We start from the raw sequence: 24,601 nt of genomic DNA, 5'->3' as shown, positions 1-24,601 counted from the left end.
AGGTCAGAAAACGATGTTACATGGTGAGACCATTCAAAGCATGTTGCCCCAAGACCTTCCCTGGTGGTCTCCAGACCATGCCATTTTCTTTGGCGTGCTTTATGGAGTTTTAGCTGTTATTGGCACAGGGGTAGCAGTTGTAGTTTTTAAATCCATTGCCGATACTTTGAAAGAGAAAAGAAGTAAGGCTCATTAAAAGAATTGGTTATTTTTAGGCAAGGGAAAAGGGGAGTCTTTTTCCTTGCCTTTTTCTTTTTTCAGCATTAAAAGAGAACGATTTTTTTAGATAAAGGGGGTGATTTTTTTGCCAGGAGTTTTTTTAAGCGGAGAAGAGAATTTTGAGTTTGCCTTGCGTAAGTTTAAGAAACAGGTGGAAAAAGCTGGGATTCTTTCTGAGTTGAAAAAAAGGCAACACTACGAAAAGCCTGGCGTGCAGCGCAGAAAAAAAGAAGCTGCAGCAAAGAAGCGCTTGATGAAAAAATTGCGCAAATTAAGGTCCATGTAATGTCTTTAGTTACTCAACTGGAAAAAGACTTTTTGCAGGCCTTAAAGGCTAAAGAAGAATTAAAAGTGGCTGTCTTGCGTATGGTCAAGACAGCCTTAAAAAACAAACAAGTAGAATTAAAGCGTCCTCTGACTGAGGAAGAAATTCTAAAGGTTTTAAGTAAAGAGGCCAAGCAAAGAGAAGATGCTGCCACTCAATTTAGGCAGGGTGGTCGAGAAGATTTAGCCTTAAAAGAAGAACAAGAACTGGAGATTTTAAAGTCTTATTTGCCTCAAAAGATGTCTGCCCAAGAAATGGAAGAGGCGATAGAAAATGCCCTTAAGGAGTTAAAGCCTGCTGGTCTTAAGGATATGGGCAAGGTAATGTCTTATCTAATGCAAAAGTATCCTGGCCAGGTGGATGGTAAGCAACTAAGTCAATTGGTTCGAGAAAAACTTTCTTCTTAAAATCCATATACTATGCACCCCAAAACCTTAAAAGCCCTGGAGCTAGAAAAGGTGCTCCAGTTTTTTCAGCAAGGAACCTCTTCAGAGGGAGGGAAGTCTTTTTTTAGTAATTTAAAACCCTATTCTTCCCTGCAAGATATCAATGAAAGTCAGAATTTGCTTCGGGAATTTTGGGAGCTTTTTGTTCATCAGCCCCTTAATTTGAATTTTTTTCCAGATTTATCTCCTCTTTTCTCTTCTTTAGAGAAAGAAATTTTTATTTTTAGTCTGGAAGACCTCTGGGGGTTGCAAAGTTTTTTTGTAGAGCAAGACAAGGTTTTTAGCTGGTTAGAAAAAGGGAAATCCCTCTCCCTTTCTCTTTTAACCCAGTATTGGGAGAGCATAGAAGAACCTCTTAAACTAAAACAGGCTATTTTTCGTTGTCTATCTAAGGAAGGTGAACTGCGGGATGAGAGTTCTCCTGGTCTTTATGCGGTGCGCCAGGAAATTAGAAGCATTCACGCCAGGTGCAGGAAAAAGGTAGAAAGGTTTCTCCAGGATGAAAAGATCAGTCACTACCTGCAGGATGAGTATTTGACTCTGGCTGCTGATAGATATGTTTTGGCCTTAAAAACTAACTTTAAAGGTAAGTTGCAGGGTATTGTCCATGACTATTCTCAAAGTGGAGAAACCTGTTATTTTGAACCTTACTTTTTGGTGGAGCTAAATAATCATCTGCAGCAGTTAAAAATTACAGAAAAAGAAGAGCAGAGAAAGGTCTTAGAGTATTTGAGCCAGCTGGCAAGACAGGAAAAAGAAGCCTTGCATGCCTGTTATAACTTTCTGGTGCTGGTGGATGTATTTTTGGCCAAGATAAAAGTGGGGATAAAACTACAGGCAAATCCTCTTAACTTAACAAGTGAGGAAAAATTAGAGTTAAAAGAGGCCAGGCATCCACTTCTGGTGCTTTTAAAGCAAAAGGTTGTACCTGTAGATATAGTTCTGGAGCCAGGACAAAAGGGTTTGATAATAACCGGGGGCAATGCAGGAGGGAAAACCGTTTGTTTAAAAACCCTGGGGCTCATTGCCCTTATGGTTAGCTGTGGCTTACCTGTCCCTTGTGCTAAAGAAAGTAAGCTCCCCTATTTTGCCCATATCTGGACTATAATTGGAGATGAACAAAGCCTGGAGGAAAGCCTTAGTACTTTTACTGCCCAGGTTAGTTTTTTAAAAGAATGTTTGCCGGTCTTGGACTCTTCTTCCTTGCTCATTTTAGATGAATTTGGTGCTGGCACTGACCCGGCCCAGGGGGCTGCCTTGGCTCAGGCCGTTATGGAATATGCTCTGGAAAAAGGTAGCTGGTTGCTTTGTGCTACCCATTTCCCTGGAGTGAAGTTGTATGCTGTAAGTTCACCTGAGTTGAGGGTGGCTTCTGTCCTTTTTGACCCTCAGACCAAAAAGCCCCTTTACCAGCTTACCTATGACCAGGTGGGAGCCAGTTATGCTCTGGAGGTGGCTAAAAACATTGGACTGTTGCCAGAAGTACTGAACAAGGCCAGTAAACTTTTAGGAGGAGAGGGTAAGCAACAGGAAGCCTTGCTGGAGAGGCTTAATAAGCTGGTATGGATGAAAGAGCAGGAGCTGGAAAAGTTTAAGCAAAAAAGAGAAAAGATTGTTAGCAAACTGAAAAAGGCCTTAAAGCGATTAAAAGAAGAAAAACATTCCCTGGAAAAAGAAATTCAAGAGGCCAAAACTACTATTTTAACCCAGTGGAAAAAAGAAAAACTGTCTCGCAAGTTGGCCTTAGAAAAATTGAGCAAGTTAAGAGATAAGGTAAAAGAGCCGAATAAAATACAGAAGAGCAGAGAAGCTTTTGTACCGAAAAAAGATACTCAATGTTTGTATTTACCCTGGAATAAGGAAGCTAAAATTTTGGAAATAGATGAAAAAAAACAGCAGTGTAAGGTGGATTTGGGCGGAATTAGTTTGTGGAGTGATTTTTCTAATTTGGCGCCATTAACAAAAAAAGAGCAAAAAGACCAATCCATTAAAGTCAAAGTGTCTGCCTCCAGCAGGTTGCCTTTAAAACTGGATGTACGCGGCCTTACAGTGGAAGAAGCCTTAATGGAAGTAGATAGATACATAGATGGTGCTCTTTTAAAAGGAGTTCAAGAATTAGAAATAGTCCATGGCAAGGGAACCGGAGTTCTTAAACAAGCTGTTCATCAACATTTGCGTAATCATTCTGTGGTCAAAGAGTTTTCTTTTGCTCCTTTAGAAGCAGGCGGAGAAGGAGCAACCATTGTCAAACTCAAAAACTAATATGGATTTAGAAGAATTAGTAACAGAAATTAAAGAACGTCTGGATATTGTTCAAATTGTAGGTCGTTATGTAGAATTGCGTCAGGTAGGGGGGCGATATGTAGCTCCTTGCCCCTTTCATCAGGAAACCAAACCTTCCTTTAATGTAAATCCAGAGAAGGGTTTTTTTTATTGTTTTGGCTGTCAGGCTGCTGGTGATGTTATTTCCTTTTATCAGAGAATAAATGGTTTGGAGTTTAAAGAAGCTTTAAAAGACCTGGCTGAAGAAGCAGGGATTAAATTTTATCTTGGTAAGGGAAAAAGTAGTTCCAGAAAAACTTTTTTCGAACTTTATGAGCTGGCTACAGATTTTTTTAAAAAGCAACTGCAATCTTCAAATGGAGTTAAGGCCAGAAAATATTTAGCTTCTAGACAGGTATCAGAGCTGGTGCAGAAAACTTTTCTTTTGGGATATAGTCCTGCTGACTGGCATGGTTTGGAAAAATATTTTCAAAGCAAGGGCATAGATATTAACCTGGCTGTCCAGAGTGGACTTTTGGTCAAAAATGATAAAGGCCAGGTTTATGACCGTTTTCGAGATAGGTTGATGTTCCCCATAAGGGATTTACAGGGGAGAACCATTGCCTTTGGAGGAAGGGTTTTAGGGGAGGGAGACCCCAAGTATTTAAATAGCAATGAAAGTCTTATCTACAAAAAAGGTGAGCATTTATACGGCCTTTATGAAGCCAGGTCCCATATTCTTAAAGAAAAAGAAGCTATTTTGAGTGAAGGTTATCTGGATGTTTTGGCTTTGGTGCAGGCTGGATTTAAAAACAGTTGTGCTATTTTAGGGACCAGCTTGACCAGGGAGCAGGTCTTAAAGCTTGCCCAATTGGCTTCAAAGGTGATTTTGCTTCTGGATGGAGATGCTGCAGGGAAAAAAGCTGCTTGGCGCAGTGCTGAAATGTTGCTGGCTGAAGGAATAAATTGTGCAGTGGCTCTGCTGCCAGAAGGAGAAGATCCGGATAGCTTTTTAAAAAAATATGGTCCAGAGCATCTGCAAGAAGTTCTCTCTCAAGGTCAGGAAGGTCTTGCCTATTGTTTAAAAATGGTTAGAGAAAATAAATCTCCCAGAGAGCAAGCTAGCTGGATTAAAGATTTTCTAAAAAAAGTAAGAGATTTCAAATTAAAGGGGTTTTATCTTTCAGCCATAGCTACAGGTCTTAAGATAAGCGAAAAAGAATTACGAGCAAGTTTAGATATTATAGACAATAAGTTAGAAATTGCCGAGAAAAAGGAAAAAGAACACTTTACCCCCTGGGACAAAGAAGTCCTGTTGATAGGAGTTATTTTCCCCAAGGAAGCCAGGGAATTGGCTGAAGAGGGGGTGGAGCATTTTTTTCAGAGTAAAGAAGCCAGGGTGTTTTGGCAAAAGTTAATACAGGATTCAGATGTAAGGGAATTTACCCCTGAGGAGAGTAACTTTTACTTTCAGAGTAAGTTAAGAGAAGATTTTTTCCAGGATAAAAAAAAAGAACTATTAAAAGAGTTACGCCAGAAAATGCTGAATAAGGATAAAAAATTGCGCAAGCAAAATTTGTTTTTGGCTTTAGCTAGAGCTCAAAGAAGGGGAGATTTAGCTGAAACCAAAAGAATTTTGGGCCTTTTACAAAAAGAATTTGCTGAGCAAGAGGTTTGAAAATTTAAATAGCGGAAGGGGGGAGTATGAAATCTTTAAAGGACGTCCAACAAATTAAAGCTCTTATTGCTGAAGGCAAGAAAAAAGGCTTTTTAACTTTTGAAGAGTTAAATAAAGCTCTTCCCAAAGATGTCAATAGTCCCGAGCAAGTAGAAGAAATTATTTCTATTTTTGACCAGCTGGACATTACTATTGTGGATGAAAAGGCTGGAAGACCCATTTGTGTAGTTCCAGAGGACACCTCTGATATAGTAGAAAGCGTTACAGAAGAAGATTTAGAAGAAGATGTTGGAGGTGGAAAAGACCCTGTTCGTATGTATTTAAAAGAAATGGGAGCTGCTGCCCTTTTGGATAGAGAAGGGGAAGTAGCTATAGCCAAACAGATAGAAGCTGGCGAACTGGAAGTTTTATATGCTTTAGTAGAAATTCCCGTAGTAGTAGAAGAACTTATAAAAGTAGGTGAAGATTTAAAGAAAGAAAAGGTAAAATTAAAAGATGTGGTTAAGACAATTGAAGAGGACGACCCTGCAGAAGAAGAAATGAATCAAAGGCAAAGGGTAATTAAGTATTTAGATGAAATTAAGCAAATTTATAAAAAGAAAAAAACTATTTACGATAGGTTGGATGACACTGCTACTTTAGAAAAGAGAGTTTTTGCCATTCAGCAAAGAATTATAGATTATAAGAAAGAAGTTGTGGATAGGCTATGTAGTATAAAACTGGAAAAAACATTGGTAGATAGATTGATAGAAATGGTTAGAGATTATGTAAGGCAGATGCATAACTGTATGCGAGATATAAGTGCTTATATAATCTCTTTAGGTAAAACACAGGAAGAGGTTTTTAGCCTATTTGAAAAGTTGGAAAAGAGAGAAATAAATCCAGTAGTAGCTGCAGATGAACTTAATATGACAGTAGAGGAATTGTTTTCTTTTAAAGAAATGATTTATGCTAAAAAAGAAATTTTAGAAAGATTGGAAGAAAAATGTAAACACGATGTATACGATTTAGAAGAAGTTTTGTGGAGAATAGAAAAGGGTTATAAAGATGCTTTAAGGGCTAAACAGGAGTTGATTAGGGCAAATCTGCGTTTGGTAGTAAGTATTGCCAAGAAATATACCAATAGAGGACTGCAGTTTCTGGATTTAATTCAAGAAGGTAATATTGGTTTGATGAAGGCTGTGGATAAGTTTGAATATCAGAGGGGGTATAAGTTTTCCACTTATGCCACCTGGTGGATTAGGCAGGCTATAACCAGGGCTATTGCGGACCAGGCAAGGACCATTCGTATTCCTGTGCATATGATAGAGACCATTAACAAATTGGTCAGGACTTCTCGTTACCTTGTGCAGGAATTGGGGCGTGAACCTACTCCAGAGGAAATTGCAGAAAGAATGGATTATCCAGTGGAGAAGGTGAAAAAGGTTCTGCGTATTGCCAAGGAACCCATTTCTTTGGAAACCCCCATTGGAGATGAGGAAGATAGCAGTTTGGGCGATTTTATAGAAGATAAAAAGGCTGTAGCTCCAGCAGAAGAGGTGGTACACACCAAATTGTCTGAACTTATTGATAAGTTGCTATCTGACCTTACTCCCAGAGAGGAGCAGGTCTTACGCAAGCGCTTTGGTATAGGTGAAAAGTCTGATCACACTTTAGAAGAAGTGGGTAAACTTTTTAATGTAACCAGGGAGAGAATTAGACAGATAGAGGCGAAAGCCTTGCGTAAGTTAAGGCATCCCATGCGTAGCAGTTGTTTGAAATCCTATTATGAAAGTTAACAGGCAAAAAGGGGCAGGTCTTTTTTTGGGCCTAGCCCTTATTTTATTTTTTCCTTGTTTTAGTTTTGCCCAGACAATTTGGGTGTTCCCCAGGTTTGCTATTGATGGGGATACGCTTTTTTTAAGCAATGGTTTGAAGTTGCGTTTAAAAAGTATTGATGCCCCTGAACTGGGACATGGAAAAGGCAAAGACCAGTACTTTGCCAGAGAAGCGAAATATTTTTTGTTTAAACTGGTTAAGGGTAAAAAATTAAAGTTAGAAGAAGTGGAAAAAGATAGGTTTGGACGCATAATTGCACAGGTTTACACTGCTGATGGAAATTGGATAAACAGGGAAATGCTGGCTCAGGGCTTTGCCTTTTATTTTGAGCACAAGGGAGTGTTTTATCCCCGGTTGTTAAAAGCGCAGCAAGAGGCGATGAGGTTAAGAAAAGGCTTTTGGGCCAAATTACTGGAGTTGCCTTTAGCCAGGCGTTCTTATCTGGGAAATAGTTATAGTAGGAGATTTCATCAGCTTAGCTGTCCCAATGGCCAGTTGATTTCTTCCAGGCACAAACGCTTATTTTTTTCTCTTTACGAGGCCTTTTATAAGGGCTATGCCCCTGCTAGAGGGTGTACTCCCTGGCCTTTAGTTGATTAAAAGAAGGAGATATTTATGAGTGAAAATTTAACAGATTGGATTTTAGTAAGTAAGTTTCAGGAAAACAATCAGGATTTAGAGCAAGAAGTGTATAGAATCCAGGAAGTGGCTTTGGATGTGGGTTTAAATCCAGAGATGGTTATTGCTGTAAATGAGGTTGAAGATGGCTTTGAGCTTCTGGTCCATCCAGAGTTTTTTTCCTATTTTCAGCGCTAAATTGCCCTTTTGGCGATATTGGCCCTTTGGTCCTGGTTATGAGGCAGGTTTTTGGTTTAGCGTAAGCAAATTTGCCTTTGTAGGACTTATCTTGGGGGTTATTGTTCTTTATTTGCGTTTTCTCTTTGGCCCGAAAGGTATTTTTAAAGAGGATGCGAGCAGGTATTCTAAGTCTGGGAAGCGAAAATGGTTTTGGAACAGGAAATAAAGCCTTTTTTAAAGTGGTTTAAAAAGTACACTAAGAGATTTTATTCTTTAAATCAGAAAGAACAGGAAAACATTCTTTTAAAACAAAAACATTCCTTACGGGTCTATGAGTATGCCTGTAAGATTGCTTTAAAGGAAAAATTTTCTCGAGAAGATGGTTTTGCTTTAAGTCTGGCAGGACTTTTCCATGACCTTGGAAGATTTGAACAATATAAGGTATATAAAACTTTTAAGGACAATATCTCTGAGGATCATGGCAGGTTGGGAGTAAAGATTTTAAAAAAAGAGGGTGTGCTTTCTGGTTTGGATAAAAATATAAAATCTAAGATACTGGTAAGTGTAATTTTGCATAATAAATTAAGTGTACCTGCTAGAGTTCCAGCAGAAGTAAAAAAGATTGTTTTTGCTTTAAGAGACGCTGATAAACTGGATATTTTTGAAGTACTTCTTTCCTACTTAAGTAATGGTAAAAAAAATGAAGTGGTCACTTTAAATCTTTTGGATGAACCAGATAAGATAAGTGCTCAGGTCCTGGCTCCTCTGTACCGACAGGAATTGGTTAATTATAACTCTATGCAGTATGTTAATGACTTTAAGTTGCTTTTGCTTTCCTGGGTTTATGATTTCAATTTCCCCACTACCTTTAGTTTATTTGAGGAAAGGGACTATTTCAATCGGCTAAATACCCTTTTACCTCCCTTGCCTGAGGTAAAAGAGGTAACCAGCAGGGTTAAACAATTTATTCTAGAGAGGGTGGAAAGATGAAAAATAATTTTTTAAAAGTAAAGCTATTGTTTCTCCTGGTTTTAACTTTTGGTCTTAGTGGGTGTTTCTGGTTGCTTGTAGGAGGAGCTGGTGGTGCTGGTGGTGCTATTTATTACAAAGGAAGGATTGTTCATACTGTAAATGCTTATTATACTAAAGTACATAAGGCAAGTTTAAGTGCCTTAAAGGGAATGGGGCTGCCTATTTATAAAGACCAACTTGAGCTTAATAAAGCTAATATAGAATCTAGTTTTCTGGATGATACAAAAATCTGGATAGAAATAGAAGGAATTAGCAGACATACTTCTAAGATTTATATAAGGGTTGGCCTTTTAGGTGATGAGGCCAGGTCCAGAGAACTATTGAAGAAGATTTTGGCTCGTCTCTAGACAGGCTTTGGCTAAAGCCAGTTCATCCAGCAGGTTGATTAGTTCTCCATAAATACCTCCGTAGCCAGGAAAGGAGCCAAAAAGATATTTTTTGAGTTTTTGTTGTTCAGAGTTGGAACTGGCTATGGGGGTGGAGGGCGTTTTGCTCAAAAGGTAGCGTTCTTTAAGAATAAACCTGGTACTTAAGTGCAGGAACTTTTGGCTTAAAGCTTCTATTTTTTGCTTTTGTTCATCGGTCAAAAAGTTTTCAGGCACATCTTCTAAAAAGGACATTAGGGCCAGTAAGAAGTTGAAAAAAGAACCTGGAATTCCTCTTCTCCAGGCCAGTAACCATTTTCGTCTCTTAAAAAGTAGAAAATGGGCTTCTCCCAGGGCAATCAGGTCTAAAAGTTGTTTTTTCCAATGACCTAAGAAGGTGTTTTTAGGGGTAGAAGAGAAAAAGTCCAAATCCGGTATAAAAGCAGGAGATAGGGCTAAAAGCTGTTGAAGATAGGTATTGGCCTGAGGTGAGTTGGGAGTTTCTAAATGGGGGTAGCTCAAAATATATTTTCCCTTTCCAAAATCGCCTCTAATGATACAGGGTTCCTCAGTTAAAAGAAGAGGGTCCAGGTTTATGGCATAGAGGTTTTCCCATTTTTTTAGCTCCCCTGGATTTAAATCTTCTAACTTTAAATCACTTACCCAGAAGTCTGTACCTGGCCTTTGATAGGTAGCTAACACTTCCAGATGGGGATGATGGGATTCCCACTCAAACTGGGAAGGCCACCAAACTGGAAAAAGCAATTCCCTGTCCAGACTGAAGACCTTGCACCAGATATCTCCACTAAAGTTGGGCAGCCTTTGTTTAAATTCTTTGCGTTTAAGCGGGCAAAGGCCCAGGGAGTTGGGAGAGCTTGAAGCCAGGCCTGCTCCGCCACAAAAACCAAGATAGTTCCCACCCTTGGTCAAAAAGCTTTTTATTTCCTGTTGTCCCTCACTTCCCAATTTTTTAAATTTTAAACTGGCCCAGCCTCCAGGCACAATGAGCCATTGGGGTTTTAGGTCGTTTAGCTTGCCCGCAGCAATTTCTTTAGCTGTAATAGGGACAAACTTTGCCCGGGAATGTTTTAAAAAGTGATAGACTAAGATTCCCCAGAGGTGAGATTCATCCCAGAAGAGCCCAATATAAGGTTGCATAGGACTTACTTTAAAGAGGACTGTTAAAAAAGCAAGCATTAAGCCTGGACTGATAAGTTTTTTATTGGTTAATAACTTGATTTTTTAGGCAAGGCACAATAACCAAAGAAGCAATTTGGCAAAGCAGAAACTTCACTTAGGAGAGGGTAGATGGCAGTAAAAGAATTGGCAAAAGGTTATGAACCCAAGGACATAGAGGACAAGTGGATTAGTTATTGGGAAGAAAATAAAACCTTCACTCCAGAAGTGGAAAAGGTCAAAAGACCTTATTCTATAGTGATTCCTCCCCCTAATGTTACAGGTACCTTACATATGGGGCATGCCCTTAATATCACCTTGCAGGACATTTTATGCCGTTTTCATCGCCAATTGGGCTACGATGTTTTGTGGGTACCTGGTACTGACCATGCAGGTATTGCCACCCAGAATGTGGTAGAAAGGCAACTGGCTCAAGAGGGCAAAACCAGAGATGACCTGGGCAGAGAAAAGTTTGTAGAAAGAGTTTGGCAGTGGAAAGAGGAATATGGCAATAAAATTTTAAACCAGGTAAAAAAATTAGGTGCTTCTGTAGATTGGACCAGGCTTCGCTTTACCATGGACGAAGGTCTGTCCAGAGCAGTGCGAGAAGTTTTTGTCCGCCTTTATGAAGAAGGGCTTATTTATCAAGGTGATTACATTATTAACTGGTGCCCCAGATGCCATACAGCTCTAGCTGATCTGGAAGTGGAGCATGAAGATATTGATGGCGGTCTTTATCATTTACGCTACCCTCTGGAGGATGGTTCTGGAGAAGTAGTGGTTGCTACTACCAGACCTGAAACCATGCTGGGAGATACAGCTGTGGCTGTACATCCAGAAGACGAGCGCTATAAACACCTGATAGGCAAAAAGGTGATTTTGCCTTTGGTGGGTAGAAAAATTCCAATTATTGCAGACGAATATGTGGACAGGGAGTTTGGTACTGGCTGCTTAAAGGTAACTCCTGCCCATGATGTGAATGACTTTGAACTGGGACGTAAACACAATTTGCCTTTGGTAAAGGTGATTGATGACTGGGGCAAGATGACTTCAGAAGCTGGAGAGTTTGCTGGTTTAGATAGGTTTGAGTGCAGGAAAAAAATCCTGGAGCGTTTGGCTGAGCAGGGGTATTTGCTAGAGCAAGAAAAACATAGGCACAGTGTGGGACACTGTTATCGTTGCCATACTGTGATTGAACCTTATGTTTCCAAGCAGTGGTTTGTGAAGGTAAAGGACCTGGCCAAAAGAGCAAGAGAGGCTGTGGCTCAAGGTGAGACCAAAATTTTCCCTGAACACTGGACCAAAACCTATTTTGAATGGTTAGACAATATTCGGGACTGGTGTATTTCCAGACAAATCTGGTGGGGACATCGCATTCCTGCCTGGACCTGTGAGGAGTGTGGGGAATTAAGTGTTTCCCGTGAGGATTTAACTCAGTGCCCTGGGTGTGGAAGTGCTAACTTAAAGCAAGAAGAAGATGTTTTGGACACCTGGTTTTCTTCTGCTCTCTGGCCCTTTTCTACCCTGGGCTGGCCAGATAAGACCAAAGAACTGGAAGTGTTTTATCCCACTTCTGTGCTGGTTACCGGGTTTGATATTTTGTTTTTCTGGGTAGCGCGTATGATGATGATGGGCCTGCATTTTATGCAGGATGTGCCCTTTAAGGATGTTTATATTCATGCTTTGGTTCGAGATGCCCAGGGACAAAAGATGAGCAAGTCCAAGGGCAATGTAATTGATCCTCTGATTATGATTGATAAGTATGGAACAGATGCCTTGAGGTTTACTCTCACTGCCTTTGCTGCCATGGGCAGAGATATAAAACTCAGTGAAGAGCGTATTGAAGGCTATAAACACTTTATCAATAAAATCTGGAATGCTTCTAGATTTGCTTTAATGAATTTAGATGAAAATTGTTTTGAATGTGAGTTGGAAAATGTAAAGGGATTAGTGCATGAATGGATTTTACATCGCTTAGAAGAGGTTAAGGAAAAAGTAAAATCTGCCATTGAAAGCTATAATTTTAACGAAGCAGCCCAGGTATTGTATCAATTTGTCTGGCATGAATTTTGTGACTGGTATTTGGAACTTATAAAACCAGTACTGTATGGAGAGGATAAGGAAGCTAAACTAATGGCCAAAACCTGTTTGCGCCAGGTCCTGGGAGAAACTCTTGTTTTACTGCATCCCATTATTCCCTTTGTAACCCAAGAGGTCTGGACCTATTTGCCTGGAGTAAAAGAAGAGAACCTTTCAAAATTGCCCTATCCTCCCTTTAGGCCTGAATGTATAAAGCCTAAGGTAGTAGAAGAAATGCAGTTTTTGCAGGAAGTTATTTCTGGAGTGAGAAATATTAAGGCAGAACTGGGTATTTCCCTGGGTACAAAGGTAAAATTACTGGGCAGAGTTGCTGAACCCAAAGACAGAGAATTTTTAGAAGTTCATAGAGAGCTCATTACCTTTTTGGCCAGACTGGAAGATATGCAGGTGGAGAGCGACTTAAAAGAGCCTGAGGGGTGTGCAGGATTTGTGGCTAAAGGGTATGAATTTTTCGTCCCAGTAAAGGGGTTGGTGGATATTGAGGCTGAGCTTTCTCGCCTGGAAAAAGAGTTTGCCAAGATTGATAAGGAACTGACCATAATAGAGAAGAAATTAAACAATCCTGGTTTTTTAAATAAAGCCCCACAACAAGTGGTGGAAAAGGAAAAAACAAAACAAGCTGAGTATAAGGAAAAAAGGGAAAAGATAGAAAAGCTTTATAACAGGCTTAAAAGTATTGTCTAAGGATGGGGTATGAGTAAAGGAAAGGTATATTTAATTGGTGCAGGTCCCGGGGACCCTGGTTTGCTCACCTTAAGGGGCAAGGAGATTTTAGAGCAGGCTCAGGTGGTGGTTTATGACTATCTGGCCAATGAGGAGTTTTTAAATTTTTGTCCTCAGGCAGAAATTATTTATGTGGGTAAAAAGGGGGGAGATCACACTTTACCCCAGGAAAAGATAAATGAGCTTTTGGTAGAAAAAGCCAGAGAAGGTAAGGTTGTAGCCAGGTTAAAGGGAGGAGACCCTTATGTATTTGGCCGGGGTGGAGAAGAAGCAGAAGAACTGGTGGAAGCAGGCATTGAATTTGAAGTGGTGCCTGGCGTAACTTCAGCCGTGGCTGCACCTGCCTATGCTGGAATTCCTCTTACTCACAGGCGCTTTGCCTCTTCGGTTTCTTTTATTACCGGGCATGAAGATCCCAAAAAGCCCGAAAGTGCAATCAACTGGAAGGCCCTGGTGGAAAGTAAAAGTACCCTGGTCTTTTTTATGGGCGTAAAAAATCTACCTTCGATAGCCAGCAATCTACAACAGGCCGGGATGTCTAAAGATATGCCTGTCGCCCTGGTCCACTGGGGTACTACCTGCAAACAGCGTAGTTTGGTTTCCACTCTGGAAAAAGTGGCTCAAGAGGCCAAGGAAAAGGGGTTTAAAGCTCCTTCTTTGATTGTGGTTGGAGAGGTGGTGACTTTAAAAAATACTCTGGATTGGTTTGAGAAAAGACCTCTGTTGGGTAAAAAGGTTGTGGTTACGCGAGCCAGGCAGCAGGCTAGTGGATTTAAGCAAAAGCTAGCTGCTTTAGGGGCGTGTGTGCTGGAATGCCCAACCATTGAGGTGGTTCCCCTCTCTGATTATAGTCTGTTGCACCAAGCTTTGGCCAATTTAGAGTTTTATGACTGGCTTATTTTTACTTCTGTAAATGGAGTGAAGTATTTCTGGCAAGAACTTAGAAAAGCCAATATGGATGCCCGCAGCCTGGGTGGACTTTTGGTGGCAGCTATTGGTCCAGCCACTGCCCAGGAACTCCAAAAAGTAGGTATTTATCCTGATTTTGTACCTCCCAAATATGTGGCTGAAGAGGTGGTTGCTGGTCTTTTAAAGCTGGGAATTAAGGGCAAAAGGGTTTTAATCCCCAGAGCTAAAAAGGCCAGAGAAGTGTTGCCTGAAGAGTTAAATAAGGCTGGAGCCCGGGTGGATATTTTGCCTGTATATGAAACCAGGCTGGGACAGGGAAAAAAAGAAGAGCTTTTAAGCTGGATAAAAGAGGGAGAAATGGACCTGGTTACTTTTACCAGTTCTTCTACAGTGGAAAACTTTTTTCATTTAATAGGAGATGAGGTATCCAGAGAAGAATTAGCAAAGCTAAATTTCGCTTCCATTGGTCCCATTACTTCCAATACCTTAAAAAAGTTTGGTTTTACTCCCCAGGTAGAAGCTAAAGAGTATACCATTGATGGTTTGTTAGAAGCAATTTTGACCTTTTTTAGAGGAGAAAAGTAAATGCTTTCCCTGGCTGTACTTATTTCTGGCAGTGGCTCCAACCTTCAGTCCATTATTGATAAAATAGAAGAAGAAAAGTTAAAGGCCAGGATAAAGGTGGTTATTTCCAATAATCCTGAGGCCTATGGTCTGGAAAGAGCTAAAAAACATAACTTAAAAACCGAAGTGGTAGAGCACCAGCAATACCCAAGTAGAGAAAGGTTTGAACAGGAACTAATAAAGATTATTAGGGGAGTGGGTGCAGAGGTGGTGGTTTTGGCTGGATTTATGCGCATCCTTTCTCCCCTTTTTGTTTCTACTTTTCCGCACAGGATTTTAAATATTCATCCTGCCTTACTTCCCAGTTTTCCAGGGCTTCATGCCCAGGCACAGGCTGCAGATTATGGCGTAAAACTTTCGGGCTGTACGGTGCATTTTGTAGATGAAAAGATGGATAATGGACCCATTATTATTCAGGCTGTGGTTCCTGCCTTGCCTGAAGACGATGGAGATAGCCTGGGAGCTAGAATCTTGCGCTGGGAGCATCGCATTTATCCCCAGGCCCTTAGCTGGCTGGCTGAGGGCAAATTGAAAATTCAAGGCCGCAAGGTCTTGTTAGAAAAGGAAATGAAACCCTTTCTGGGACCGATAGAGGAACCAGGCCTGGTATCTCCGGGGCTAGAAAAAGATTTTTTTTAATCTTTTGATATAATTTAGAAAAAAATTTTTTTCTTTAACCCTCTGGTTTGTTGACAACTTTTTATTTGCGTAATTTTTTTTATTTGAGTTATGAAAAGCCAATCTCGGGTGCTCCAGGTGCCTAATTTAGGCTTAATAGGGAATCCTGTGCAAATCAGGAGCGGTCCCGCCGCCGTGAGCCCCTCTAAAGGCAAGCTTGTTTACCAGCCACTGTCTCTACAGGTAGAGATGGGAAGGCCAAGCTTGTGGGGTGAGCCGGAAGACCTGCCTGGAGATGGTCTTACTTTTCTCTAAACGAGGATTTAGAGAAAAGCTTGGTTAAACATATTGAAACTATAAGGTTGAACATGAGTGACCTGGCAGAGCTAAAGGGGTTTTTGCCTTTTAGCTTAATTGATTGGCCTGGAAAAATCAGTGCAGTTTTATTTTTTTCTGGCTGTAATTTTGCTTGTCCTACCTGTCATAACTGGCAACTGGCCCAGGAAGGCCACCTTTTACCTGCTTTAGCCTGGGAAGAGGTCGTAAGTAAACTTAAAAAAGACCAAAAGTGGCTGGAGGGAGTGGTTTTAACCGGTGGGGAAGTGACTTTGTTGCCTTATTTGGAAGAGCTTTGTAGGGAGTTAAAAAACCTGGGGTATCTGGTAAAGGTGGATAGCAATGGTTTTAAACCTCAGGTTTTGGAGAAGCTTTTGGCTTTAGACTTGGTGGATTTACTGGCCATAGATGTAAAAGGTCCTTTTGAAAAGTATTCAGCCCTGACAGGTAAAAAGGTAAGCGTAGAAGAAGTAGAAGCTAATTTTACTTCTATCTTTGCGTTAGCTCAAAAATATTCACATAAATTTTATTTTCGTTTAACCAAGGTGCCTTTGTTAACAGAGAAAGATATGGAACTAACCAGAGAATATTTACCCCCAAATTTTACCCTGCATTTACAAGAGTACATAAACCCCAAAGGGAGGAATAAATTATGCCAGAGCAGATAAAAAAAAGAGACGGAAGACTGGAAACCTGGTCTGTAGATAGAATTGCCCAGGCCATTTTAAAAGCTTTAAAGGCCAATCAGATTAAAGACCCTCTTTTGGCCAAAAGATTGGCCTTAAAGGTAGAAGCCAAGCTCAAGGAATTTTCCGTGGTGGACCAGGAACAGGTTCAGGATATGGTGGAATTGGTTTTAATGGAAAACAGGCTCTATGAAGTAGCTAAAAAATATATTTTATATCGAGAGAAACGAAGAGAAATAAGGGAACAAAAAAAGAGTTTTCTGGATGTGTGTCAGGTCATAGATGAATATCTGGAAAAAAAAGACTGGAGAGTGAATGAAAACGCCAACCTGTCTCACTCTTTTCAGGGATTGATGCTGCACCTTTCTGGCTCTGTACAGGCCAGATACGCTCTGGAAAAATATCCTGAAGAAATTCGAGAAGCCCATAACCTGGGTTATTTTCATATTCATGACCTTTCCTTTGGCTTGGCAGGTTATTGTGCTGGTTGGAGTTTAAGGGACTTGCTCCTGGAAGGATTTAACCTGGAAGGCAGGTGTTCAGCAGGCCCTGCCAGACACTTTGATTCTGCTCTGGGACAAATGGTTAATTTTTTGGGTACCTTGCAAAATGAGTGGGCAGGGGCTCAGGCCTTTAACAATGTGGATACCTATCTGGCTCCCTTTGTTGCCTATGATGGACTTAGCTATGAGGAAGTAAAGCAGGCCATTCAAAAATTTGTGTTTAATTTAAACACCACTTCCAGATGGGGAGGACAATCTCCTTTTACCAATTTGACCTTTGACCTGGTTCCACCTGCTCATATTGCCAGCGAACCAGTAATTATAGGTGGCAAGTTGCAGGACAAGACCTATGCTGAGTTTGAAAAGGAAATGGAATGGATAAACAGGGCCTTTTTAGAGGTGATGCTGGAGGGAGACTATCACGGCAGAATTTTTAGTTTTCCCATTCCCACTTATAATGTGACCAGAGATTTTCCCTGGGAAAGTGAAGTGGGGGAATTGATTTTAAAACTTACCGGAAAATATGGGGCGCCTTATTTTCAGAATTTTATTAACTCAGACCTAAAACCAGAGGATGTGCGCTCCATGTGTTGTCGCTTACAGATGGACTTAAGAGAACTCCGCAAAAGAACAGGTGGGCTTTTTGGGGCAGGAGATTTGACTGGCTCCATTGGGGTTGTGACCCTGAACTTGCCTAAACTGGCTTATCTTGCCCAGAATGAAGAAGACTTTTTGCATTTGATTAGCGAGTATGCTGAATTGGCCAAGGATTCTTTGGAATTTAAACGCAAACTTATTGCAGACAACTTAGAAAAGGGCATGTTTCCCTTTACCAAGCGTTATCTAAAGGTGGGATATAAAAATCACTTTAGTACCATTGGGCTGGTGGGAGGTCACGAGGCCTGCATGAATCTTTTAGGCAAAGGTATTGAAACCGAAGAAGGCGTAAATCTGATGCAAAGAGTATTAAAACATCTGCAAGAACTTACCAGAAAATTCCAAGAAGAAACTGGAAATCTATATAACCTGGAGGCTACTCCTGCTGAAGGCACTAGTTTTAGATTGGCTAAAATAGATAAGTCTCTTTATGCCAATATTTATACTTCTGGTAATGGTGTTCCTTACTATACCAATTCCACCAATTTACCAGTTGATTATACCACTGATATCTTTAGAGCTTTAGAGCATCAGGATAAATTACAACCTCTTTATACAGGTGGCACTGTTTTTCATGTTTATTTGGGCGAGGCTGTTTACGATAAAGAAAGTTTAAGAAAGTTTATTGTTAAATCCCTTTCCAATACTAAATTGCCTTATCTATCCATTACTCCTACCTTTTCTGTATGCAAGCAGGATGGATATCTGGAAGGGGAGCATTTTACCTGTCCAAAATGTGGACAGGAGGCAGAAGTTTATACCAGAGTGGTGGGATATTATAGGCCTGTTCAACTGTGGAATAAGGGAAAACAGGCAGAATATACTTTGCGTAAACAATTTGAACTTGTAAGCTAGAGATAAAAGCTGATAACTTTTGATTATTTGATTAAGAGAGGCTGGGCTGGAGTATAAATTTTTTGTGTTGTGCTTATAAAAAATTTATTAGCTTATCCTACAGGTTAAAAAGAGGATTTTTGCCTGATAGGTAAGCCTTTCTTATTTGTTTAAGGTCATAGCCTAAGAAAGCTGCTAAAAGTACGCATTGATTTAAGTAGGTGGTTTTCCATACTCCATATTTTTTCCACCTTCTGCCTGATGTTAAGAGATATTCATCTGCACAGGCTATTTTACCTCTGCTTTTAGCTTTTTTTACAAAAAGTAAGTCTTCCAGGATTGGCACCTCAGGAAAGCATCCCAGTTTAAAAAAAATCATCTCTTTTAAGGAAAAAACCCTGATCGCCATATGGCTTTTTTAGCAGGTTGGCTCTGATATTTGTGCCAAATTCAATAAGTGCTTTTCCTTTAATGTTTTCGGCTATTTTAAACTTAAAAAAACCAAGCAGGGGTTGTTTTTTTTCTATAGTTTCCCGAATGCAGATATCCCAGTTGTCAGGTAAGATAGAATCAGCATGGGCAAAAAAGAGTATATCGCCACTTGCTATTGCTGCTCCTTTATTCATCTGCTTGGCTCTGCCAGAGGGGCTAACAACAACTTTACACTTCATTTGCCTTACAATGCTTAGGGTATTGTCTTTGCTACCTCCATCTACAATAACAGGTTCCACATTAAATCCATTTTTTAGCTGATTTAAAAGGCAGGCAATATTTTTTTCTTCATTTAAGGTGGGGATAATTACAGAGATTTTTTTAGGTATATCTTCAAATTTATCTACATCGCTTAAAGTTTGCAGAAGTTTGTAGTTTTTAACTTTAGCTAGGGTTTGTTTTAGTACTTTTCCGGTTCCCCAGTCTATGTTTTCAAATAGTTCCGGAATAGGTTGGTTTAATCCAAGCAAATAATAACCACCGTCTTTAGCAGGCCCAATTACACAGTTGTATTTAGCAAGCAGTTTAAAGGCTTTTTTAAGCAATTTGGCTCGCAAGTTGGGACAATCACTTCCTATTAAGACAATGTTTGTAAATCCTTCTTTAAAACCTTCGGCAAAGGCCTGTTTTATTTTTTCACCCAGGTCTCCCTTACCCTGTTTAGAATATACAATATCTTCTCCCAGCCACTCCTGCATTTCCCTTTTTGTCCCGCCAGTGTACTTGATTTTAAAAGGTAGGTTTGTTTTTTTTACCTGAGAAACTACAAAGGAAGTCATCACTCTTTGTAGATTGGCTGCACCTGCAGGGCCCAGCTTGGTAATTAGGCGTGTTTTTGTTTTTCCAGGAACAGGATAGCGAGTAAAAATTATAATAAGGTTTTTGTGGTTTTCAGCAGAGAAGCTCATCTTCTTTGAAACTTAAGCCACCACTTTAAAATCTTTGCTACCAGCGGGGTGAGTCTGCTTTTCTGGTAAAGACTTGCCATCCGTTTTATGGCTTCACTTTGAGTTGGGTAGGGATGTATTACCTTTGCAAGTTTCCTAAGCCCCAGGTTATAGGTCATAGCGATAGTAAGTTCATTTATCATTTCACCTGCGTGTGCTGCTACGATAGTTGCTCCCAGGATTTTGTCTGTTCCTTTTTTAACCATTACTTTTACAAAGCCAAGGGTTTCACTTTCAGTTTGTGCACGATCATTTTCATGCAGGTCAAATTTAAAATATTCCACAGCCAAACCTTTGCTTTTGGCCTCTTCTTCATACATTCCCACATGTGCCACTTCAGGGTCAGTATAAGTACACCAGGGTATGACAAGAGAACTCAAGCGTTTTCTTCCCTTAAAAAGGGCATTTTGAACCACAATCTGAGCTGTTGCTTCTGCTGCATGGGTAAACTTCCACTTCAAACAACAATCACCTGCAGCATAGATGTTTTTATTGGTGGTTTGAAGAAAGTCATTAACCTTTATTCCCTTTCTTAAATCGTATTCTACCCCTACTACATCTAGATTCAGGCCTTCTACATTGGGAGCTCTTCCTGTAGCTACCAAGATTTCATCAGTTTCTATGTTTATCCTCTCCTTGTCTTTAATCTTTTGGACAGAGACCACTTTTTTGCCATTTTTTATTTTTTTTACTTCAACCACTTTTGACTCACTTAACATTTCAATACCATCTTTTTTTAAGACACCTTCTACTAGTTCTGCTGCTTCGATATCTTCTCTTGGTAAAACCCTTGAATATTTTTTTACCATTGTTACTCTGGCGCCCAACCTGCTAAGAGCTTGGGAAAGCTCACATCCAATAGGACCGCTACCAATGACAAGAATATGTTCAGGAAGCTTTTCTAGGTTAAAGATAGTTTCGTTTGTTAAATAACCACTTTCTTTTAATCCAGGGATATCAGGGACAACAGCCCTTGCTCCAGTGGCAAGGACAGCTTTTTTGAATTTTAAGACTTTTCCATCCACTTGGACTGCATTATCCCCAACAAAGCACCCTTCTCCTAAAAACACATCTACACCGAGTTGAGAATACCTTTTTACAGAATCATTATGGCTGAGATTAGCTCTTATCCTTCTCATCCTTTCCATCACTTTAGGAAAAGCTGACTTTGTCACCTGCTGGCTTTCAAAACCATACAGCCAGGCATTTTTTAATGTGTGGGCTATTCTGGAAGACTTAATAATGCTCTTGGAGGGTACGCAGCCCACATTAAGACAGTCTCCACCCATCAGGTCCTTTTCAATAAGAGCAACCTTTCCTCCAAGAGAGGCAGTGATAATGGCACTTATTAGACCAGCTGTACCTGCACCAATGACAACAAGGTTGTAAATTGGCTCAGGTTCAGGGTTAAGCCAATCTTCTGGATGCACATTGCTTAGAAGTTTTTGGTTATAAATATCCTTTGGAGATAAACTTAATCTAGACATAATTATTCCTTAATCTTTTTTCTTGCTCTTTTAACTACAAAAAATAGAATTATAAATATTAACAAAACAATAAGTATGAGCACCCAGGGTACCTTGCCTTCCTGGATAGAGGTAGTAACAGCATCAGTTCCAACCACATAAAGTATTGTTCCTGGCAACATGCAGATAAAAGACCATAATACATAAGTTATAAAAGGAACTTTGGTGAGTCCAAAACCATAATTGAGCAGGTTAAAAGGGAAGAGGGGTACAAGTCTTGTAATGGCAACTATTATGGCGCCATTCTTTTCGGTCATATCGTCTAGCTTTTTAAATCTTCCGTTCTTTTCCAAAAGCGATGCAATAAAGTCTCTGGCAAGATATCTTGAGATTAAAAAACATAAGGAAGCTCCAATGGTTGCTCCAAATATAACTGTTATTACACCTACAACTGAGCCAAAAATAGCTCCAGCCATTATTGTTAATGCTGAACCTGGTATTGCCATTACAGTTGCTATAGCATAAACACCCATAAAAATAATGGGGCCCAGGGCTCCTTTTGAGGCAACCCATTCTCTAAACTCTCCCAGTCTGTTCCCAAGTCCAAGTGCTTTACCAGCAAATACAAGGGATAAGATAATTAAAATAGCTAAAAGGGGTTTAATATATCTTTTCATTTAACATCCACAAGTACTTTTAAAGTTATCACTATCCTGTTTTTTAGCACAGTCAAACAATCCATAATGATGCGAACGGTCTCCAATCACTTTAAAATGTTTTGCATATCTTGTCTGAGATAATATTGATGCTGTATTGCCACAAACAGGCACTGGTTTGCCTTTTTCAAAGAGATGATTGGCATCTAGTTTAAAGAAGTGGGGCTCCTGGGGTATGGTGCCAAGATAAATGGCGATTTGTCCGTAATCTTCACATCTATCTTCCAGGTCATTGAGTTTAAATACCCTTAGAGTTTGGGAGTAGAGTTTTACCCTTCCAATTTTTTGCTTTATTTCTGGATTGGTTATTTCTATCTCTCTGGAAGAGACAATCCTGAGATCAGGATATCCAAGTTTTGTAACTTCTCTTCTAAAATCTTCAATATAAAAAGCTCCTGCAATACATTCACTTATAAGTACAGGGTTGTTTTTTAATTCTACAGGTATTCTTCTGGAGGCAAATACATCAGAAAAATAAAGCTCTCCACCTGGCTTTAACACTCTAAAAATTTCCTTTAAGAGCCTTAATTTGTCAAAAGAGAGGTTTACCACGCAATTGGATATTATTACATCTACAGAGTTGTCTTTTATCCCCAGCTTATCAAGTTCTTCAATATAACCTTTTTTAAATTCAATATTAGGTTTTTCAAAACCAAATTTTTTGGTCATTATGTCTATGTGTTTTTGAGCTATCTCAAGTTGTTCATCTGTCATATCAATACCAAGTACTTTACCTGACTCACCTACAAGCTTTGATAAAATATAGGCATCTCTTCCTGTTCCACAACCAAGGTCTATCGCTGTACATCCTTCCACAGCTAGAGGAATAGGAGAGCCGCAACCATAAAATTTATCTAGAATCTCTTCTTCAATCTCCAGAAGTATACTTTTTACATAATCTGGAACATCTTCAGTAGAGCAGCAGGCAGATGTTTTTAAATCCCTTTTGGTTTTTAAAACTTTACCATAATATTTTTTTATATCATCTCTATCAACAGATTCTTTTTGAATAAGGATGCTTTTTTTATTTGTTATTTTATCTGACTTATTGATAATTTCGCTACAAGAAATACCATCAGAATAACAGATAAAACATCTATGGTGCTTAAGAGCTACTTTTGCCTGCATTGTTTCCTGAAGTGAACTTCCCAAAGCATACTCCTCGTCATCATCCACCAGAGTGCAAGCATATACACTTACTTTTCCCTTCTTTTTTAAAATCATTTTACTGTAGCTACACATGAGGCTTTCTATTTCTTCTCTGGTTTTAGTAGAGTAAAATTGATTTTTGGTTATTTCCGGTACCTTAAGGTTCGCATGGGGACGCTTTAAATCCACAAAAGTTACAACTTCTGTTTGCTCAGGCAGGCCTATTTGCTTAAAAAGTTCACGGAAATTTTCACTTATTGACTTGGAAGTTTTGTTTAAGTGGGCCTGACAGGCAACAGATACTTTAAAGCCCATTTCATGTAGTTTTTTTATTAACCAGGTTGAGAGCTTAAATTTGCCTTTACCTCTATTCTTATCATGAAGGGATTCTTCATAGGAATCAAGACTTACTCTAAAACTAAGCTGGTTGGGCTTACGGGCAAGGGATTTTATCTGGTCTAAATTGTTAAGTAGAGGCTCTGTAGCATTGGTTAAAACCAAGCAATCCCTGAACTCCAGCGCATAATCAAGTATTGCCCCAAACTCTTGATTAACAAAGGGCTCTCCACCAGTGAAAGCAAACTTTTCTACATTAAGCTCTATTGCTTCCTGCACAAAGGGTTTAATATCAGCAAGGGCTAATTGTTCTATTCGATTGTTTCTGGGAGATGAGCCTTCAAAACAAAAAGGACACTTAAGATTACAAATTGTACCTGTATGAAACCAGAGCTCTTTTAATTTAGCTGGCTTTACATATGCTCTAATTTCACCACTTTTAGTAAAGTTCCAGCTATACTCTTTTATAGAATTAACAGATTTTGAAAGTTTTTTCATATTTTCTCCCTGACATGAGGTTGTGTGTTTATTTAGTTTTTTATTTAACTTTTACAATTTACTTATAAAAATTATCCTTTTGCCAGAACAAAATAAGTAAAGAAAAATAAAAAATATATTTTTACAGCAATAGTTGGTGCTAAAATAAAGAAAAATAGAAACATATTTATAAAGTAAAAAAGTTAAATTTTAATTCTAGTTATAAGATTTAGCTATAGATGTTATTATAGAATGCTTAACCTTACTAAATTCAGGGTTTCTTTTGATTTGAATTTTCCTTTATGGAAAAAATGTAAAAATATTATTTAGTTGTCAACAGGTTTTGACAAAAAAAATAGAAACATTCCATATCTTATTTATGGATATTTTTTTGTTTGCTGGAAGAGCTAAGGTTTTTAACTGTAAAGATATTTTTTGTGCTTATATAGTTAGAATGATGTCTGATTGTCAGGATGGGGTTTGTTTTTAGCAAAAACAGTTGATGGTTCTGTGACTAATGTGAATATACTAATAATCTTAAATAGTTACCAGGTGAGACTTGTTTGTAATTTTAGCGATAACTTAAGAGATCTTTTGGGGTTATAGCCTATTTTTTATGGGTGTTATTTAGGAGAAAGTTTTAAATAAAAAAAGGATTGCAACTAGAGTTTGCAATCCTTTGAGGTTCAAAAAAATGGTGCCGAGGGACAGAATCGAACTGCCGACACGGGGATTTTCAGTCCCCTGCTCTACCGACTGAGCTACCTCGGCACCAGCGAGGAATACTTCCTATAGAACTTTTTTTCTTTTGGCAAGTTTTTTTTAAGGGTTTTGGTGTTTTTTATTTTTTTATTTTTTCAAAGAAAGTTTCAAATCTCTAATCTTTGTTTTTTGTCCTTTTAACGAATT

The 24,601-nt window shown here is 39.2% G+C and carries 21 protein-coding genes, 1 tRNA gene and 1 riboswitch; of the genes, 15 read left to right on the top strand and 7 right to left on the bottom strand.

Annotated elements, in window-relative coordinates:
- Positions 1-13: 13 nt before the first annotated feature.
- From ACTCIM_RS06100 to ACTCIM_RS06055, 10 genes are all read left to right on the top strand, one after another.
- Entirely contained in the window at positions 14-196 is a 183-nt protein-coding gene (locus ACTCIM_RS06100) for a hypothetical protein (protein WP_464278985.1), read from the top strand.
- Between the two features lie 108 nt (positions 197-304).
- Entirely contained in the window at positions 305-505 is a 201-nt protein-coding gene (gene rpsU / locus ACTCIM_RS06095; protein ID WP_029966568.1) for a 30S ribosomal protein S21, read from the top strand.
- Positions 505-951 carry a GatB/YqeY domain-containing protein gene (locus ACTCIM_RS06090; RefSeq protein WP_464278986.1) on the top strand — a complete coding sequence of 149 codons (447 nt, stop codon included), beginning with the start codon at positions 505-507 and terminating at the stop codon, positions 949-951. The genes rpsU and ACTCIM_RS06090 overlap by 1 nt, the downstream gene beginning before the upstream one ends.
- A gap of 12 nt (positions 952-963) precedes the next feature.
- The gene (locus ACTCIM_RS06085; protein ID WP_472314478.1) at positions 964-3,252 is read left to right on the top strand and encodes an endonuclease MutS2; all 2,289 of its coding nucleotides are present in this window, start codon (positions 964-966) and stop codon (positions 3,250-3,252) included.
- Entirely contained in the window at positions 3,233-4,930 is a 1,698-nt protein-coding gene (gene dnaG, locus ACTCIM_RS06080; RefSeq protein WP_472314475.1) for a DNA primase, read from the top strand. The genes ACTCIM_RS06085 and dnaG overlap by 20 nt, the downstream gene beginning before the upstream one ends.
- A 26-nt stretch (positions 4,931-4,956) precedes the next feature.
- Positions 4,957-6,708 (top strand): RNA polymerase sigma factor RpoD, encoded by a 1,752-nt coding sequence (rpoD, locus tag ACTCIM_RS06075; RefSeq protein ID WP_029966576.1) that lies wholly within the window; start codon positions 4,957-4,959, stop codon positions 6,706-6,708.
- Entirely contained in the window at positions 6,698-7,348 is a 651-nt protein-coding gene (locus ACTCIM_RS06070; RefSeq protein WP_464278991.1) for a thermonuclease family protein, read from the top strand. Before rpoD ends, ACTCIM_RS06070 begins: the two co-directional genes overlap by 11 nt.
- A gap of 15 nt (positions 7,349-7,363) precedes the next feature.
- Positions 7,364-7,564 carry a hypothetical protein gene (locus ACTCIM_RS06065; RefSeq protein ID WP_464278992.1) on the top strand — a complete coding sequence of 67 codons (201 nt, stop codon included), beginning with the start codon at positions 7,364-7,366 and terminating at the stop codon, positions 7,562-7,564.
- 186 nt (positions 7,565-7,750) lie between these two features.
- The gene (locus ACTCIM_RS06060; protein WP_472314472.1) at positions 7,751-8,536 is read left to right on the top strand and encodes an HD domain-containing protein; all 786 of its coding nucleotides are present in this window, start codon (positions 7,751-7,753) and stop codon (positions 8,534-8,536) included.
- Entirely contained in the window at positions 8,533-8,925 is a 393-nt protein-coding gene (locus ACTCIM_RS06055; RefSeq protein ID WP_464278994.1) for a DUF3568 family protein, read from the top strand. The genes ACTCIM_RS06060 and ACTCIM_RS06055 overlap by 4 nt, the downstream gene beginning before the upstream one ends.
- On the opposite strand, the gene ACTCIM_RS06050 is transcribed toward ACTCIM_RS06055, so the two are convergent.
- The gene (locus ACTCIM_RS06050; RefSeq protein ID WP_472314469.1) at positions 8,896-10,101 is read right to left on the bottom strand and encodes a BPL-N domain-containing protein; all 1,206 of its coding nucleotides are present in this window, start codon (positions 10,099-10,101) and stop codon (positions 8,896-8,898) included. The two genes, ACTCIM_RS06055 and ACTCIM_RS06050, sit on opposite strands and share 30 nt — an antisense overlap.
- A gap of 150 nt (positions 10,102-10,251) precedes the next feature.
- Between ACTCIM_RS06050 and ACTCIM_RS06045 the strand changes: the two genes are divergently transcribed.
- The 5 genes from ACTCIM_RS06045 (at position 10,252) to ACTCIM_RS06025 (ending at position 18,130) form a co-directional block, all read left to right on the top strand.
- Positions 10,252-12,903 (top strand): valine--tRNA ligase, encoded by a 2,652-nt coding sequence (locus tag ACTCIM_RS06045; RefSeq protein WP_472314465.1) that lies wholly within the window; start codon positions 10,252-10,254, stop codon positions 12,901-12,903.
- 9 nt (positions 12,904-12,912) lie between these two features.
- Positions 12,913-14,436, top strand: a complete 1,524-nt coding sequence (cobA, locus tag ACTCIM_RS06040; protein WP_472314463.1) for a uroporphyrinogen-III C-methyltransferase — start codon at positions 12,913-12,915, stop codon at positions 14,434-14,436.
- Entirely contained in the window at positions 14,437-15,114 is a 678-nt protein-coding gene (purN, locus tag ACTCIM_RS06035) for a phosphoribosylglycinamide formyltransferase (RefSeq protein WP_464278998.1), read from the top strand.
- Between the two features lie 98 nt (positions 15,115-15,212).
- Positions 15,213-15,400: riboswitch (cobalamin riboswitch) on the top strand.
- A 61-nt stretch (positions 15,401-15,461) separates the two neighbouring features.
- Positions 15,462-16,097, top strand: a complete 636-nt coding sequence (locus ACTCIM_RS06030; protein WP_472314460.1) for an anaerobic ribonucleoside-triphosphate reductase activating protein — start codon at positions 15,462-15,464, stop codon at positions 16,095-16,097.
- Complete coding sequence (locus ACTCIM_RS06025; protein WP_472314458.1) at positions 16,082-18,130, top strand: ribonucleoside triphosphate reductase; 2,049 nt, start codon at positions 16,082-16,084, stop codon at positions 18,128-18,130. The genes ACTCIM_RS06030 and ACTCIM_RS06025 overlap by 16 nt, the downstream gene beginning before the upstream one ends.
- A gap of 97 nt (positions 18,131-18,227) precedes the next feature.
- Here ACTCIM_RS06025 and ACTCIM_RS06020 read toward each other — a convergent pair whose 3' ends face one another.
- From ACTCIM_RS06020 to ACTCIM_RS05995, 6 genes are all read right to left on the bottom strand, one after another.
- Positions 18,228-18,455, bottom strand: coding sequence for a glycosyltransferase family protein (locus ACTCIM_RS06020; RefSeq protein WP_464279000.1), 228 nt, complete (start codon positions 18,453-18,455; stop codon positions 18,228-18,230).
- A gap of 19 nt (positions 18,456-18,474) precedes the next feature.
- The gene (locus tag ACTCIM_RS06015) at positions 18,475-19,509 is read right to left on the bottom strand and encodes a TIGR04282 family arsenosugar biosynthesis glycosyltransferase (RefSeq protein WP_472314456.1); all 1,035 of its coding nucleotides are present in this window, start codon (positions 19,507-19,509) and stop codon (positions 18,475-18,477) included.
- A complete protein-coding gene (locus ACTCIM_RS06010) occupies positions 19,506-21,035 on the bottom strand; it encodes a mercuric reductase (protein WP_472314454.1) in 1,530 nt (509 codons plus the stop codon). Before ACTCIM_RS06010 ends, ACTCIM_RS06015 begins: the two co-directional genes overlap by 4 nt.
- 2 nt (positions 21,036-21,037) lie before the next feature.
- Positions 21,038-21,691 carry a TVP38/TMEM64 family protein gene (locus ACTCIM_RS06005; protein ID WP_472314452.1) on the bottom strand — a complete coding sequence of 218 codons (654 nt, stop codon included), beginning with the start codon at positions 21,689-21,691 and terminating at the stop codon, positions 21,038-21,040.
- Complete coding sequence (locus tag ACTCIM_RS06000) at positions 21,692-23,713, bottom strand: methyltransferase domain-containing protein (protein WP_472314451.1); 2,022 nt, start codon at positions 23,711-23,713, stop codon at positions 21,692-21,694. It lies immediately after the preceding gene.
- Positions 23,714-24,387: 674 nt separating this feature from the next.
- Positions 24,388-24,463: transfer RNA gene (locus ACTCIM_RS05995), tRNA-Phe, on the bottom strand.
- Positions 24,464-24,601 lie beyond the last annotated feature (138 nt).

The organism is Desulfonauticus sp. (assembly GCF_055126295.1).
The sequence above is the reverse complement of the archived record's forward strand: the minus strand, read 5'-3'. Positions and strand labels throughout refer to the sequence as shown.